The sequence below is a fragment of the Janthinobacterium sp. TPC_1 genome, assembly GCF_056037845.1.
Window position 1 is genome coordinate 5,442,522 of record NZ_CP195157.1, and the last position, 15,233, is coordinate 5,457,754.

General features: G+C 62.6%; 10 protein-coding genes and 2 pseudogenes. 3 read left to right on the forward strand and 9 right to left on the reverse strand.

Annotated features, from left to right (window positions below; genetic code table 11):
- Nucleotides 1–141: 141 nt before the first annotated feature.
- Together ACQVLG_RS26510 and ACQVLG_RS26515 are read left to right on the forward strand one after the other, a co-directional pair.
- Nucleotides 142–3,525 carry a PAS domain-containing protein gene (locus ACQVLG_RS26510; RefSeq protein ID WP_474295808.1) on the forward strand — a complete coding sequence of 1,128 codons (3,384 nt, stop codon included), beginning with the start codon at nt 142–144 and terminating at the stop codon, nt 3,523–3,525.
- Nucleotides 3,522–4,448: a diguanylate cyclase domain-containing protein gene (locus tag ACQVLG_RS26515; protein WP_230539425.1), complete on the forward strand. Its 927-nt coding sequence runs from the start codon at nt 3,522–3,524 to the stop codon at nt 4,446–4,448. The genes ACQVLG_RS26510 and ACQVLG_RS26515 overlap by 4 nt, the downstream gene beginning before the upstream one ends.
- Nucleotides 4,449–4,458: 10 nt before the next feature.
- Here ACQVLG_RS26515 and ACQVLG_RS26520 read toward each other — a convergent pair.
- From ACQVLG_RS26520 to ACQVLG_RS26540, 5 genes and pseudogenes are all read right to left on the reverse strand, one after another.
- Nucleotides 4,459–4,916, reverse strand: a pseudogene (locus ACQVLG_RS26520) (MaoC family dehydratase).
- Nucleotides 4,909–5,400, reverse strand: coding sequence for a MaoC family dehydratase (locus tag ACQVLG_RS26525; protein ID WP_474291762.1), 492 nt, complete (start codon nt 5,398–5,400; stop codon nt 4,909–4,911). The pseudogene ACQVLG_RS26520 and the gene ACQVLG_RS26525 overlap by 8 nt, the downstream one beginning before the upstream one ends.
- Nucleotides 5,397–6,541 (reverse strand): annotated as a pseudogene (locus tag ACQVLG_RS26530) (acyl-CoA dehydrogenase family protein). The gene ACQVLG_RS26525 and the pseudogene ACQVLG_RS26530 overlap by 4 nt, the downstream one beginning before the upstream one ends.
- 17 nt (nt 6,542–6,558) lie before the next feature.
- Nucleotides 6,559–7,749: an acyl-CoA dehydrogenase family protein gene (locus tag ACQVLG_RS26535; RefSeq protein WP_474291763.1), complete on the reverse strand. Its 1,191-nt coding sequence runs from the start codon at nt 7,747–7,749 to the stop codon at nt 6,559–6,561.
- 237 nt (nt 7,750–7,986) lie between these two features.
- Nucleotides 7,987–8,367: a hypothetical protein gene (locus ACQVLG_RS26540; protein WP_474291764.1), complete on the reverse strand. Its 381-nt coding sequence runs from the start codon at nt 8,365–8,367 to the stop codon at nt 7,987–7,989.
- On the opposite strand from ACQVLG_RS26540, the gene ACQVLG_RS26545 reads away from it, so the two are divergent.
- Nucleotides 8,348–8,647: a hypothetical protein gene (locus ACQVLG_RS26545; protein ID WP_474291765.1), complete on the forward strand. Its 300-nt coding sequence runs from the start codon at nt 8,348–8,350 to the stop codon at nt 8,645–8,647. The genes ACQVLG_RS26540 and ACQVLG_RS26545 overlap by 20 nt on opposite strands.
- A 302-nt stretch (nt 8,648–8,949) precedes the next feature.
- On the opposite strand, the gene ACQVLG_RS26550 is transcribed toward ACQVLG_RS26545, so the two are convergent.
- From ACQVLG_RS26550 to ACQVLG_RS26565, 4 genes are all read right to left on the reverse strand, one after another.
- Nucleotides 8,950–10,539: an aspartate:alanine exchanger family transporter gene (locus ACQVLG_RS26550; RefSeq protein ID WP_474291766.1), complete on the reverse strand. Its 1,590-nt coding sequence runs from the start codon at nt 10,537–10,539 to the stop codon at nt 8,950–8,952.
- 243 nt (nt 10,540–10,782) lie between these two features.
- Nucleotides 10,783–11,277 (reverse strand): hypothetical protein, encoded by a 495-nt coding sequence (locus ACQVLG_RS26555; protein WP_474295810.1) that lies wholly within the window; start codon nt 11,275–11,277, stop codon nt 10,783–10,785.
- 237 nt (nt 11,278–11,514) lie between these two features.
- Complete coding sequence (gene metE, locus ACQVLG_RS26560; protein WP_474291767.1) at nt 11,515–13,803, reverse strand: 5-methyltetrahydropteroyltriglutamate--homocysteine S-methyltransferase; 2,289 nt, start codon at nt 13,801–13,803, stop codon at nt 11,515–11,517.
- Between the two features lie 400 nt (nt 13,804–14,203).
- Complete coding sequence (locus tag ACQVLG_RS26565) at nt 14,204–15,106, reverse strand: HNH endonuclease (RefSeq protein WP_219136559.1); 903 nt, start codon at nt 15,104–15,106, stop codon at nt 14,204–14,206.
- Nucleotides 15,107–15,233 lie beyond the last annotated feature (127 nt).

The window sequence follows — 15,233 nt, forward strand, 5'->3', positions numbered from 1 at the left end:
ATGGCCAGCGCCTTGGGCGCGCTGGAACGCGACCTGCGGCGCCACCGCACGCAACTGGAAAGCCTGGTGGCCGAACGCACGCTGGCCCTGGAAAAATCCACGCGCCTGCTGGAAACCGTGTACGCGACGGCGCCGATCGGCATGCTGTTCCTGGGCCTGGACTTGCGCATCGTCATGATCAACCACTACCTGGCCGCCATCAACGGGGCCAGCGTGGCGCAGCACCTGGGCCGTCCCGTGGGCGCCATGCTGTTCGACGATGCCGTGCGCGCGGACGTGGAACGCTGCGTGCGCCAGGTGCTGGAAACGGGCACTCCCATCGTCGACATCGAACTGAAGGGCCACAGCGGCCGGCAGCGCGAGCAGCTGAGCCACTGGATCGTCTCGTATCACCCGATTTTCGGTCCCGAGCAAGAGTTGCTGGGCGTCTCGGGCCTGTGGCTCGATATCAGCGATCGCAAGCGCAGCGAAGCGGAATTCCGCCGTTCGAAGCACCTGTTCGGCACCATCATCGAAAACATCCCGGCCATGGTCTTCGTCAAGCGCGCCGACAAGCTGAGCTTTGAAATGGTCAACCGCCACGCGGAACTGACCCTGGGACGCTCGCGCGAGCAATTGCTGGGCAAGACCGACCACGATTTCTTCCCGCCGCAGCAGGCGGCCGCCTTCGTCAGCGCCGACCGCAAGCTGCTGGCCACGGGGCAGATGGTGGAAATCGAACAGGAGGCGATCAATACGGCCGACGGCACCACGCGCCACTTCACCACGCGCAAGGTGGTCTTGCGCGACGATGCGGGACGCGCCAGCCATGTGCTGGGGGTATCGATCGATATCACGGAACGCAAGCGCGCCACCGAGGTGCTGCACGCCGCCACCTGGCGCCTGGAGCAGAACGAGCGCTTCATCCGCACCGTCACCGACAACCTGCCCGGCATGGTGTCGTACTGGGGCGCCGATTTGCGTTGCCGCTTTGCAAATAAATTCTATAACGAATGGTTTGGCCGCAGCAGCGCCGAGCTGGCCGGCATCCACATGAGCGAATTGCTGGGGCAGGAACTGTTCGACGTGTATGCGCCCCACGTCGAAGGCGTGCTGGCGGGCCGGCCGCAAAGCTTCGAGCGCGACCTGCTCGATCCCGGCGGCCAGGTATGCCACACGTGGACCAACTACATCCCCGACGTCGACGACAGCGGCGGCGTGCGCGGCTTCTTCGTGCTGGCCTCGGACGTTTCCGAACTCAAGCGCACGGAATTGCGCCTGCACGAGCTGAACGAGCAAATGGTGCGCGCGCGCGACAAGGCCGAGGCGGCCAGCACGGCGAAGAGCGAATTCGTCGCCAACATGAGCCATGAAATCCGCACGCCGATGAACGCCATCATCGGCCTGGCGCGCCTGCTGGAAGAGTCGCCGCTGGAGCGGCGCGAGCGCAGCTATGTCGGCAAAATCCAGATGGCCACGCAGTCGCTGCTCCATATCGTCAATGACGTGCTCGATTTTTCCAAGATCGAGGCGGGACAGATGGTGCTGGAACAGCGCCGCTTCCAGCTCGAACGCATGCTGGGCAGCATAGGCGTCTTGCTGGCCAGCAGCGCCTGGGCGCGCGGCGTGGAACCCGTGTTCGTGCTCGACCCGGGCGTGCCGGACGAAATGATCGGCGACGCCCTGCGCGTGGAACAGATCCTGATCAACCTGGTGGGCAACGCCGTCAAGTTCACCAAGCAGGGCGAAGTGGTGCTGTCCATCGCCATGGTGGCCGAGGATGCGGCCGGCGCCACGCTGGAGTTTTCCGTGCGCGACACGGGCATCGGCATCGGCGCGGCCGAACAGGAACGCATCTTCGACGCGTTTTCCCAGGGCGACAGCGGCACCAGCCGCAAATACGGCGGCACGGGACTGGGGCTGGCCATCTGCCGACGCATGGTGGAATTGATGGGTGGCAAGCTCAGCGTGACTAGCGCGCTGGGCCAGGGTTCGGAATTCCGCTTCAGCTGCCGCTTCGGCAAGGTCGCGCCGCCGCCCGAGCCGCCGCTCAGGACGGCGCCCCGGGTCCTGTCGCTGCTGATCATCGACGACAACGCCAGCGTGCGCGCCATGCTGGAAGGCTGGTGCGCGGCGCAGGGCTGGCACAGCCGCAGCGCCGGCAGCGGCGCGGCCGGCCTGGCCTTGCTGCGCCAGGCCGGTGGCCCGGACGGCTTGCCGCCGGCAGACCTGGTGCTGCTCGACGCGGCCATGCCCGGCATGGACGGCATTTCCATGCTCACCGAAGCGCGCGCCGATGCGCTCCTGGCGCTGCCGCCCGTGATCATGCTGGTGGCCGACCAGGACAGCGAAAACCTCGAGCGCCTGGCCGACAGCCTGATGCTGGCCGGCATCGTCTCGAAACCGGCCACCCCGGCGCGCCTGCTGGCGGCCGTGGCCGCCGTGCGGGATGGACGCAATGGCCGCAGCGCGCCATCCGTGCTGCCCGTTTCCACGCCCCTGTCGGGCTTGCTGGCCGGCATGCGCGTGCTGCTGGTGGAAGACAATGAAATCAACCAGGAAGTGGCCCAATACATTCTGCTGCACTCGGGCGCGCGCGTGGCCGTGGCCGCCAACGGCCGGCTGGCCGTCGACTTGCTCACGAGCACACCGGACGCCTGGGACGTGGTGCTGATGGATTTGCAGATGCCCGTCATGAATGGCTATGAAGCCACCCTGGCCATCCGCGCGCTGGGCTTGCCGGACTTGCCCATCATCGCCATGACGGCCAACGCCATGGACGAAGACCGCCTGCGCGCCATCGCCAGCGGCATGAACGCGCACGTGGCCAAGCCCATCGATGTCGACGAAATGATCGAGACCTTGACCCGGCTGGTGCCGGCGCCCGCGGATGGCGGCAGCAGCGCCGGGCAGGCCGGCAATGCCGTCCCGCACACGCCGGATCTGCCTGCCACGGTACCCGGCATCGACCTGGCAGCGGCCCTGCACCGCTTCGGCGGCGACTACGGCGCCTTCCTGGCGCTGCTCAAGCGCTTTGAGAATTCGCAAGGCGACGCCGTCGAGGAAACACGGCGCCTGCTGGACGCCGGCCAGGCGCCGCAGGCGGCGCAGTTGCTGCACCGCGTGTGCGGCGTGGCGGCCAACCTGGGCGCCTCCCACGTCGCCAGCCTGGCCGGCGAGGCGGAAAAAGCGCTGAAAACGGGACAGGCGCACGCCACGGCCGCCTTGTTGGGACAGCTGGAACTGGCGATGGCGGAAGTCATCGTGGCGGCGCGCACCCTGCCTTCGCCCCTGCGGCGTAGCCAGCCGGCGGCAGACGCGGCCGGCAGCGCACCGGTCGACCTGTACGCCGGCCTGGCCGAGCTGCTCGTCTTGATCCGCAACAACAACCTGAAAGCGCTGGCGCAATTCCACGCCCTGCACCCCGCCCTGCAACAGTCAGACCGGGAAGCGGCGCTGGCGATGGCACATGCGATTGAAACGCTGAATTTTGCCGAGGCGGAAAAACTCGTGCTCGATCAGCTGAAACGAGAGGAAAACAAGTGAGCTGGACTAACCTTGCCATGAACGGGCGCATCCTCATCGTCGATGACGCCATGGAAAACATCCAGATCCTGCACCAGCTGCTGCGCGAGGAACACGACGTGCTGTTCGCCCTGAGCGGAGAAAAGGCGCTGGAAATTGCGCATAATCAGCTGCCGGATTTGATCCTGCTCGACGCTGTCATGCCCGGCATGGATGGCTATGCCGTGTGCAGCGCGCTGCGCGCATCGGCCATCCTCAGCGCCATTCCCGTCATTTTCGTCACGGCCCTGAACCAGCCCGAAGACGAAACGCGGGCGCTGGAAGCGGGCGCCGTCGATTTCATCACGAAGCCGTTCAACGCGGCCGTCGTGCGCGCCCGCGTGCGCAGCCAGCTGACCATCAAGCGGCAGGCCGATGCCATGCGCGAACTGTCGCTGACGGACTCGCTGACGGGCGTGGCCAACCGGCGCAGCTTCAACGAGGCGATGGACAGCGAATGGCGGCGCTGCGCGCGCGACGGCGTGCCGATGGCCCTCATCATGGCCGATATCGACCATTTCAAGGATTACAACGACACGTATGGCCACCAGGCGGGCGACCTGTGCCTGCAGCAGGTGAGCGCCGCCCTGCGCCGCTGCGCCGTGCGCCCGCCCGACCTGCTGGCGCGCTACGGCGGCGAGGAATTCATCATCCTGCTGCCGCAGGAAACGCGCGACGGCGCCGAAGTGGTGGCCCAGCGCATCCTCGACGAAGTGCGCGCGCTGCAAATTCCCCACGCCAGATCGAGCGCCGGCCCCCACGTCACCGTCAGCCTGGGCATGGCCAGCGTCATGCCCACGGAAGGCATGGACCCCAGCGCCCTGATCCGCGCCGCCGACGCCCTGCTGTACCGCGCCAAGCAAACGGGGCGGGACAGGTATTGCGCGTCGGAGGGCGAAGAGTGAAGCCGGCTAACTAGGGATAGCAACGCATCAAAAACTCCGCCACGCACACGGGTTTCGTGTCGCCCTCGCGCTCCATGGTGACGGCCCAGTTCACTTGCGCCCCGTCCGGCACGTCCTCGACGGAAAGAATGTCGAGCCGCGCGCGCAGGCGGCTGCCGACGGGCACGGGGGCGGGAAAGCGCACCTTGTTCAAGCCGTAGTTGATGGCCATGCGGATGCCGGCCATGTGCAGCGCACCCGCAAGCATGGCCGGCAGCAAGGACAAGGTCAGAAAGCCGTGCGCCACGGTGTGCCGCCGTACGGCGACTCGCGCGCGCAGCGCTCCGCGTCCACGTGGATCCACTGGTGATCGTCCGTGGCGTCGGCAAAGGTGTCGATGCGCTGCTGGGTGATGGTCAGCCAGTCGGACACGGCCACGTGCTGCCCCGACAAGGCCTGGAAACCGGCGATGCCGGCAATGTCACGCATGGTGCTCTCCTGCAGGACGGCGGCCGAACATGCCCATGCCCTCCACCGTCGTCACCACTTCGCCATGCTGGTTGCGCACGCTCCACACGGAAATGACGATGCCGCGGTCCGGCTTTGACGCGGACGGGCGCACTTCCTTGACCTGGTAGGTCAGGTGCAGGGTGTCGCCGGCGCGCACGGGCTTGAGCCAGCGGATGCTGTCCAGGCCGGGCGAGCCCATGCTGGACGAATGCTTGAGCAGGTTGTCCACCACCAGGCGCATCATCATGCCGCAGGTGTGCCAGCCGCTGGCGATGACACCCTTGAAGATGGTCTTTTCGGCCGCCGCCGCATGGTCGACGTGGAATGGCTGCGGGTCGAAATCCGTGGCGAAGGCGATGATTTCCCGCTCCGTCACGTGGCGCTGGCCCAGGTCGATTTCCAGTCCCTGCGTAAAGTCTTCGAAATACCAATGCTTGGGTTTGATTTCGGTCAATACGGTCATGCGGTCTCCGTCGGCAAGAAGCCCGGCTGGGCGATAAAGCGCTCGATGTGATGGTCCACGTCGCCCAGGGTCAGGGCGATCATCGAGAGGCGTTTGAAGTGGTGTGCGGCAGGCAATTCATCGGTGACGCCCATGCCGCCATGCAATTGCACGGCTTGCTGGCCGACAAAGGTGGCGGCCAGCCCCACCCTCGCCTTGGCGGCGGACACGGTGCGGCGGCGCTCCGCCGCATCCTCGCTGCCGGCCTTGGCGGCGGCCAGCATGGCCATCGAACGGGCTTGCTCCAGGTGGATGAACATGTCGGCCATGCGGTGCTGCAAGGCCTGGAACTTGCCGATCGGCGCGCCGAACTGCTGGCGCGTCTTCAAGTATTCGAGCGTGGCGGCAAAGATGGCGTCCATGGCGCCCACGGCTTCCGCGCACAGCAAGGCGGCACCATAGTCGAGCGCCGCGTCCAGCACGGGCCAGCCCTGCCCCTTTTGTCCGATCAGCGCATCATGCCCCAGCACCACTTGCACGAGGGTCACGGTGGCGGCGCGCTGGCCGTCGATGGTGCGGTAGTCGCGCACGGAAACGCCGGGCGCGTCAACGGGCACGAGGAACAGCGAAATGCCGTCCGTGTCCATCTGTCCTCCGCCGCTGCGCGCCGAGACGACCAGCGCACCGGCCTGGGCGCCATGGATGACGACGGTTTTCTCGCCGTCGAGCACGAAACCGTCGCCGCTGGCGTTGGCTGTGGTGGCGATATCGTGCATGTCATGGCGCGACTGGCGCTCGCCCAGCGCGCAAGCGAGCTTCAGGCTGCCGCTGGCCACTTGTTCCAGCACGCATCGTGGCCGCCCGCCAACGTGAGGAAGCGCGCGCCCAGCACGGTGGCCAGGTATGGTTCGACCACCAGGCCACGCCCCAGTTCCTGCATCACCAGCAGCATGTCGACGGCCGTGCCGTCGAAACCGCCCGCGCTGGCCGGCAGCGGCAAGGCCGTCATGCCCAGCTCGGCCAGGGTGGCCCAGGCGGCATCGGACGTGCCCGTGGCCGAATGGATGATGGTTTGCCGCGTTTCAAACGGGTAATCTTTGTCGACCCAGCGCTTGAGCGCGTCGGCGAATTGCTGCTGTTCCTGATTGAATTGGAAGTCCATGTCGTCTCCTTGTCGCCTTACAGGCCCAGGATCATCTGCGTGATGATGTTTTTCTGGATTTCATTCGAGCCGCCATAGATCGATGTCTTGCGGTAATTGAAGTAATACGCGGCCAGCGGCGCGGCCAGATCATCGCCGCCCGCGCAATGCGGCGCGCCGCCATCGAGGAATTCCGGATCGAAAGGCAAGGCTTGCGGGCCGATGGCTTCGACCATCAGTTCCGTCAGTTGCTGCTGCAACTCGGAGCCGCGCACCTTCAGCATCGAGGCCTGCGGCCCCGGCCCCTTGCCTTCTTCGCTGATGACGCGCAAGACCGTCATTTCCAGCGCCATCAATTCGATTTCCAGGGTGGCGACCTTGGCGGCAAACGCGGGATCGTGCAGCAGCGGCGCGCCGCGTTTGCTCTGCTGCATGGCCAGCTGCTTGAGGAATGTCAATTCGCGCTTCGAGCGGCCGACGGCGGCGATGCCCGTGCGCTCGTGGCCCAGCAGATACTTGGCGTAGGTCCAGCCCTTGTTTTCCTGGCCGACGAGGTTGCTGACGGGCACGCGCACGTTGTCGAAAAAGACTTCGTTCACTTCATGTTCTTCGTCGAGCATGATGATGGGGCGCACGGTGATGCCCGGCGTTTTCATGTCGATCAACAGGAAACTGATGCCTTCCTGCTTGCGCACCGTGCTATCCGTGCGCACCAGGCAAAAGATCATGTCCGCGTGCTGGCCCAGGGTGGTCCAGGTTTTCTGGCCGTTGACGATGTAATGGTCGCCGTCGCGCTCGGCAGTGGTTTTCAGCGAGGCGAGGTCGGAACCGGCACCGGGCTCCGAATAGCCCTGGCACCACCAGTCGTCGCAATTCAAGATGCGCGGCAGATAATATGCCTTTTGTTCGGCGTTGGCGAAGGCCATGATGACGGGCGCCACCATGTTGATGCCAAACGGCAAAATCGGCGGCGTGGCGGCGCGCGCGCACTCGTCTTCCCAGATGTGGCGCTGCACGGACGTCCAGCCCGTGCCGCCGTATTCGACGGGCCAGGCCGGCGCGGCCCAGCCTTGTTGCGCGACAATCTTGTGCCAGCGTACATAATCGTCCTTGACCAGGCGCAAATGCTGGCGCACCTTGCGCTGCAAGTCCGCCGGCAGATGGGTGTCGAGGAAGGCGCGCACCGTGTCGCGGAAAGCCGTCTCCCCGGCCGTGTAATGCAAGTCCATGTCTGTCTCCTTGTTCTTGTCGGTTGCCGTGATGACTGCACGCAAGGAAGTTCAGCGCACAAAAAAGCACGACCGTTCTCAAGGATTGTACAACAGATTGGGAGCGGCGCCAGGGGTTTTACATGGGCTGGCGCGAAGAGGGAGTTGACTGGAATTGGCCAGCCGCCGCCGACGGCTACCAGTGAGTGCATGCCCGAATGTAATGGCAGACACAGCCGCCATAGCTTCGCGACACAGTCAGGAGTGCATCTCCCAGAGTGAAGGAATAGGCCAAAATGGCATGTACTCATGCCAACCCACGAAGAATGAGAAGACTGCGTGGATTGCCGGCGACGAGGCAAAGGCCAGCAACACATACCAGGCGAACTCGCTGCGCTGCATGCGGAATGCCAGCGGAGGAAGCGCAAGTGTTGCGGCAGCCGGGACGCCATAGTAGACCGGCCATGGAAACCCGGCGGTCGCACCGAACTTGGCAAAACACATGCCGACAACGACGACGACGAAAGCAATGCCGCAAGTCAGGCCAGCGGTCGGCATGACCGGCCTGGCGCGCAAGGTCCAGCGCAGGATGCCGATGAATACAAGCAAGGAAACCACAATGAAGATGAAGAAACGCATCGGTGGCAAATTTATTCCTTCAGTAGGTGTTCATTACAGCCTGCTTTTGGCCATTAGTCGAAGCGCCAAGGAGCCTCGCCCACGTGTGTCGGATTTACTGCTTTATTGTCGATCGATAGCCGAAAAAATCATCGCAAACATGGGTATTGCGGGAATATTCTCTCGCAGCCTAAGGATGATCTTGAATGCACTTCACGCCTTCGGCGACGTGCTCCGCCCAACCGGTTTTATGCGTTGCAAACCATGCCTCAATTTGTGGCTTTGTCGCACCACAATCTAACGCAATTTTTTCAATTTCTTCCGGGCTCTTCGCTGGCGGAGATTCGGTACATCCTGAAATGAAGGATACCAAAACTACGGTACCAACCATAAATTATTGCTCATCAATTTCGTTCCTATCTCATTAGCGCTACCAGCGCGGTCACCTGTTTGAGCGGCTTCGGCAGGATGCGCCCCCAGAGCTTAACGAATTGCCAATAAGAAAAATTCACACATTGTCACATCAATGCGAATATCTGCTGTTGGCCTATTGTGTGGAAAGACGCGGGTAAGCTGAAGTTTAGATAAAAATCCAGGCCGCAATCAGCCATACAAATGCAGCAACACCTGCACGGCCACGATCTTGACGATGGTCATGCTGGGGAAAATCATCGCGTAGCCGAGGTTCGGGCGGTCCGACCTGGCCAGGCGGTTGGCGAATACCAGCACGGCCGGGTTGCCCGTGGCGCCGGCCGCGATGCCGAGCAACTCGGGGAACGGCAGGCGCAGGAAGATCTTGCCCAGGATCACGACGAGGGCCACCACCACCAGCACCGTCACGGCCCCCAGCGCCAGCATGGGCAAGCCGTCGGCGCCCACCTGCTGCACGAAGGGTAAACCAGACGCCATGCCGACGGAAGCGAGGAAAATCGTCAAGCCGTAGTTGCGCATCACCAGGTTGGCCGATAGCGGCAAACGCCAGCTGATCTTGCCGACACGGCCCAGGCGTCCCAGGATCAGCGCCATCACCAGCGGCCCGCCCGCCAGGCCCAGGCTGAACGAGCCTATCCACGGCAAGGGGATAGGCACCAGACCCAGCAGCACACCCAGCACCATGCCCATGCCCAGCGAGACATAGCTGAACTCGGCCGTGGCCGTGATGGAATTGCCGAACAGCTTGCGCACGTCGGCCGCATGTTTCGCTGGCGCAATGGCCATCACCCGGTCGCCGAATTCCAGCGTCAGGAAAGGATGGGGCAGAATCATGGCGTCGCCACGCCGGATGAAGGCGATTTGCAATGGAAAGTCTTTCGACAGGTTCAGTTCGCCCAGGGGCACGCCGACGATTTCCGCGTCCGACACGAACACTTCCGTGCCGTCGAACGCGCTGCGGTCCTTCATCAGCCGGCCCGGGTCCAGGTGGCCCAGCGCCGTACGCGCCGCTTCCACGCCCGCCACCGTGCCAGACACCATCAGCGCATCGCCCACGCCGAGTACCAGCGACGGGTCCGGCAAGCGGTTCTGGTGGCCCTGGCGCACGCCGATCACTTGCACGCCCGCCAGCGGGCCATCGGCCAGCTCGGACAGGGCCGCGCCCGCCAGTTTCGCTTCGTCGATGGTAATTTCCGACACGACGATGGGCGCCGGCGGCGGCGTCAGCACGGGTTTTAGTATCCGCCCGGCCAGGTACAGGCCCAGCATGGGGCCGACGACGCCGAACGGATACGCCACCGCATAGCCGACGGCCGCGTCGCCATTGCCGTGCGACGCTTCCAGCGCCGCCTGCAGGGCGGCCGTGCTGGTCATGGCGCCGGCAAACACGCCGCTGGCCATGCGCAGCGAGATATCGATCCACTGCCCGCCCCAGACGGATACGGCCAGGCCGCCCATGACGGCGGCAAAGGCGATCAGGTTGTGTTTCTGCCCCGCGCCGCGCAAGCCGGCGAAAAACTGCACGCCGTACTGCACGCCTATGCCATACAGGAACAGCAGCAGGCCGATGGAGCCGACCATGGGCGGCGGCACGGAGCCGGGCGCAAAGGCGCCCAGCGCCAGCCCCGCGAACAGCACGCCGCCCACGCCCAGCGAAAAACCGAACACGCTGATGCGCCCCAGCGCATAACCGGCGCCGATGACAAGAAACAGGGCGAGGATGGGTGTGGACTCCAGCGTGTGGCGAAATAATTGAAGCATCAGAAACCTTGGTCTGGGGAAGGCCCAGTTTAGCATGCACAAAAGCAACACGATGGCGATGATGACAAGCAAGCGTGCGCAGGTTTGCGCCTTAAAAACGGGCAAAAAAAAGCCCGCTGCGGGAGCGGGCTGAATCTAATTCCTGTGAGGAAGTAGAGGAGACAGGTGCAATGATGCCGCATCGCAACATACAAATCCAATTGCATGTTGTGATGACAGAAATAGCGTCTATCAATATCTCGTTCAGGCCGCTCCAAAAACGATCAGCGTTCGATCCGATCTTTGCGGGCGAGTGACCAGCACGCGGGCGCGTTCCACCGATACGCAAGTCTGCGGCACAAACCCCGTCGGCAATGTCCCTCCATCGCGCTTGAGCATTTCCGGCTCATTGAACACGTCATAGTCCGCGCGCTTGAAAAGCAACTGTTCGATGCCGGCGTCCCCTTCGGGCATCGGTTTGACAACGATGAGCGACCAAATGCCTTCATCCCCCAGGAATTGCTTTTGCTTAAGGAAGGCGTTGACCCTGTCCGCAGGAGGCGCCGAACCGGGCAGCTCGCTCTGATACATGGTCAGCGGGCACAGCAGCGTGCCGGGCGGCCACCCCATATCAGGCAGCGCGGCGACCGTCTCCGGACGCAACTGGCCCAAGTGGCGATCAAGCGGATGCCGCTCCTCCGAGCATGCGCCGAGCGCCATCAGCGCCAGCATGCCGGCTGCGTAAAACAAAGGTGTCATCAACTTGTCTCCTTGTGCATGGTTTAGCAAGGGTATCTTAAGCGATGCAGCCGTGGCGGCCCGCGCGATAAGGTGCAACGGCAAAAAAAAGCCCGCTGCGGGAGCGGGCTGAATCTAATTCCTGTGAGGAAGTAGAGGAGACAGGTGAATGATGCCGCGTCGCAACATATAAATCCAATTGCATGTTGTGATGACAGAAATAGCTATTCCCTATATCTGCCCTTTCCCCTGCCGTCCTCAGGCGGCGTTATCGGCACGCAAGGTTTTCGCTGCGGCCACCATATTCGCCAGCGCGGGAATCACTTCCTTCCAGCCGCGCGTCTTCAGGCCGCAATCGGGATTCACCCACAGGTGCTGGGCGGGAATGCGCTCGGCCGCCTTGCGCATCAGGCTCACCATTTGTTCCTGGCTTGGAATGTTGGGCGAGTGGATGTCGTAGACGCCGGGGCCGATTGCGTTCGGATAGTTAAAATCGTCGAAGGCGTCGAGCAATTCCATGTCGGAGCGCGACGTTTCAATGGTGATGACGTCCGCATCCATGCCGGCGATCTGCGCGATGATGTCGTTGAATTCCGAATAGCACATGTGCGTGTGGATCTGCGTTTCATCGGCCACGCCATTGGCCGTGATGCGGAACGATTCCACGGCCCAGCGCAGGTACTCGGCCCATTGCGACTTGCGCAGTGGCAAGCCTTCGCGCAAGGCCGCCTCGTCGATCTGGATCACGCGGATACCGGCCCGTTCCAGGTCCTGCACCTCGGCGCGCATGGCCAGCGCCAGCTGGTAGCACGACACGCTGCGGGGCTGGTCGTCGCGCACGAAAGACCAGTTCAGGATGGTGACGGGGCCCGTCAGCATGCCTTTCATCGGCTTGTCCGTCAGCGACTGGGCATAGGTGCTCCACTCGACCGTCATGGCGCGCGGGCGGCTGATGTCGCCGAACAAGATGGGCGGTTTGACGCAGCGCGAACCGTACGATTGCACCCAGCCGAACTGGCTGAAGGCGTAGCCATCGAGCTGTTCGCCAAAATATTCGACCATGTCGTTGCGTTCCGCTTCGCCATGCACGAAGACGTCCAGGCCCAGCGCCTCTTGTTCCCGCACGCAATGGGCGATTTCCGCCTGCATCAGCTGCTTGTAGCCGGCTGCATCGAGCTGGCCGCTGCGGAACTGGCTGCGCGCCTGGCGGATTTCCGCCGTCTGCGGGAAGGAGCCGATGGTCGTCGTCGGATACAGCGGCAGTTGCAGCAGCGCAGCTTGCTTGGCGGCACGCTCGGCATAGCCGCTGGCGCGCTGGCCCAACGTCGCATCGATGCGCGCCACGGCCGCTTTCACGTGCGGATTGTGCACGCGGGTCGACTGCTGGCGCGCTTGCACGGCCGCATGATTGGCGTCCAGCGCCGCCTGCACGGCGGCGCGGCCCTTATTCAGGGCGCCGGCGATGGTGTGCACTTCATCGAGCTTTTGACGGGCAAAGGCCAGCCAGGAGTGGATATCGGCGTCGAGCTTTTGTTCGCTGTCCAGGTCGACAGGCACGTGCAGCAGCGAGCACGACGGCGCGATCCACAGGCGCGATTGCAGGCTGGCATGCACGGGTTCCAGCCATGCCAGCACTTGCGTCAAATCCGTCTTCCAGATATTGCGGCCATTCACCACGCCCAGCGACAGCACGCTGGACGTTGGCAATTGCGCGATGACTTCTTCCACTTCATCGCGGGCGTTAACGGCATCCAGGTGCAGGCCCTGCACGGGCAGCTTGCATGCCAGTGTCAGGTTGTCTTGCAGCTTGCCGAAATACGTGGCCAGCAGCAGTTTGACGTGCTTGACCTTGCTCAAGGCCTCGTAGGCCGTGACGAGCGCCTGCCGCCAGGCGCCGTCGAGTTCCGTGACGAGGACCGGTTCGTCGATCTGCACCCATTCCACGCCTTGCGCGGCCAGTTCCTGCAGCAATTGCACGTAGACGGGCAGCAAGCTTTGCAGCAGCGCCAGCTTGTCGGAGTCGTCCTTGGCCTTGCCCAGCCACAAGTAGGTGACGGGGCCGATCAGCACGGGCTTGGCTTTCACGTTCAGCTGGCGCGCTTGCGCCAGTTGACGCAGCAGGCGGCTGCTGTCGAGCTTGAATTGCGTGTCGGCGGAAAATTCCGGCACGATGTAGTGGTAATTGGTGTCGAACCATTTCGTCATTTCGCCGGCGTGGACGCAGCTGCAATCGCTGTCGCTGGCGGAGCGGCCACGGGCCACACGGAAATAGTTGTCGAGTGCGGCACCGTCCAGGCCGCGCACGCGCTGAGGCAAGTTGCCCAAGGTAAAACTCAGATCCAGCACCTGGTCGTAGAAGGAAAAGTCGCCCACGGGCGCGAAGTCCAGCGCGTGCTGGTCTTGCCAGTGGCGCTGGCGCAACTCGGCGCCCTGGCCTTCCAGCGCGTCCAGGCTGCTTTGGCCCTTCCAGTAGTCTTCCAGGGCGAATTTCAGTTCGCGTTTGGCGCCGATGCGCGGGTAGCCCAGATTGTGTGTCGTGACGGTCATGGCGGTGCTCCTTATGAAGTATGCACACATCATAGAAGGTTCCATCCATTAAAAATAATGATAATATTTTATACATCCATGAATTCTGATCATGTGAAATCATGCTCGAATGCATCTGGCCGTCTTGCGCGGGTCACGCCTGACCCGCTGAAACGGACGACGGCATCGGCTACCTACACTGTGTGACGGCGACAGGCAAAAAAAAAGCCCGCTACGGGAGCGGGCTGAATCTATTTTCTTGGAGGAAGATAGAGGAGACAGATGCATGATGCCGCATTGCAGCATATCAATCCAATTACATGTTGTGATAGTGGAGATATGAATTATCCATATCTCAAACGGACACCGAAAAATGCCGCGCCATCGACAGAGAAATACAGGGCAGCGTAGCGATGATTGTTCAATCCTGGGGCGGCGAACAAAACGCAAAGCGTTGCCGATGCATGCGCAGATAATATTTCTGCTCTTCCTTCAAAACGATGCGCAACGGAGCAGGCAAACCGATGAGTTCGCGATGCCGCCCCAGTAGCGAGGGGGAGCACAGCATGGCGCCATCATCTGCAAAGCTGATCAGGCCCCGATCGAACAAGGCATCCAGGGTCGCGATCAGCGGCAAGCCGTTATGGGGATCAAGCCGCTGCTGATCAGTGGCTCCTTGCCAGGACAGCGCATGCGAAGCACGCAGAACCGGCTCAAGATCGCAACCCGTGACAGCACATTTCCTATCCCACAATGCGAGCAATTCGTCCCGATACCTGCCTTGGCCGAGCCGGGCCTGGCACAGTATTTCTATCTCCGTTGATCGCCCCTTCCCCCTCGAAAGCAAATCATGGATATCATTTTGCTCCACCCTGCTGGCGATCAACGCGAGGATGGCTTCCTTCCCTTTGTTCAAGGCCCCGAAAGCTTGGCGGGGATTGGTGCCGTGAAAAACGACGACTTCGGCCGAGGAAACAGGCGTACTGCGCAGATCCGCATACCAGCGCATCATGCGGTGATACTCTTCTGGCTCATTCGGACTGACCACTCCCCCGCCGCGATACACAATGACTGGCGCGTCATCGAGCACCGTGCCAGCAGCAACAATACCGATCTTGTTTACCCATAACAGCAGGGTGTCACCGCGCTTGGGCCGCTTGATCTTTTCCAGAAACTCGGGGCCGCCACTGGTCACCGCAACGCCCCTGACTAACCATTCATTATGAAAACTGAACTCATTATTTGACGTTGCATCGCTATTGATGAAAAACGTGTCCGCCTCAGGAACTTTTTGCTGTCCTTTGCTGAGATTTTCATGTGCCATGTCGGACTTTCATAGGAGGATAGCCGCGCATTGAAACATGCATTGCCATTCAAGGTCCACAAAATACTCTTCAGACAACAAATATGCATTTCCAGGCAAAAAAAAGCCCGCTGCGGGAGCGGCTGAA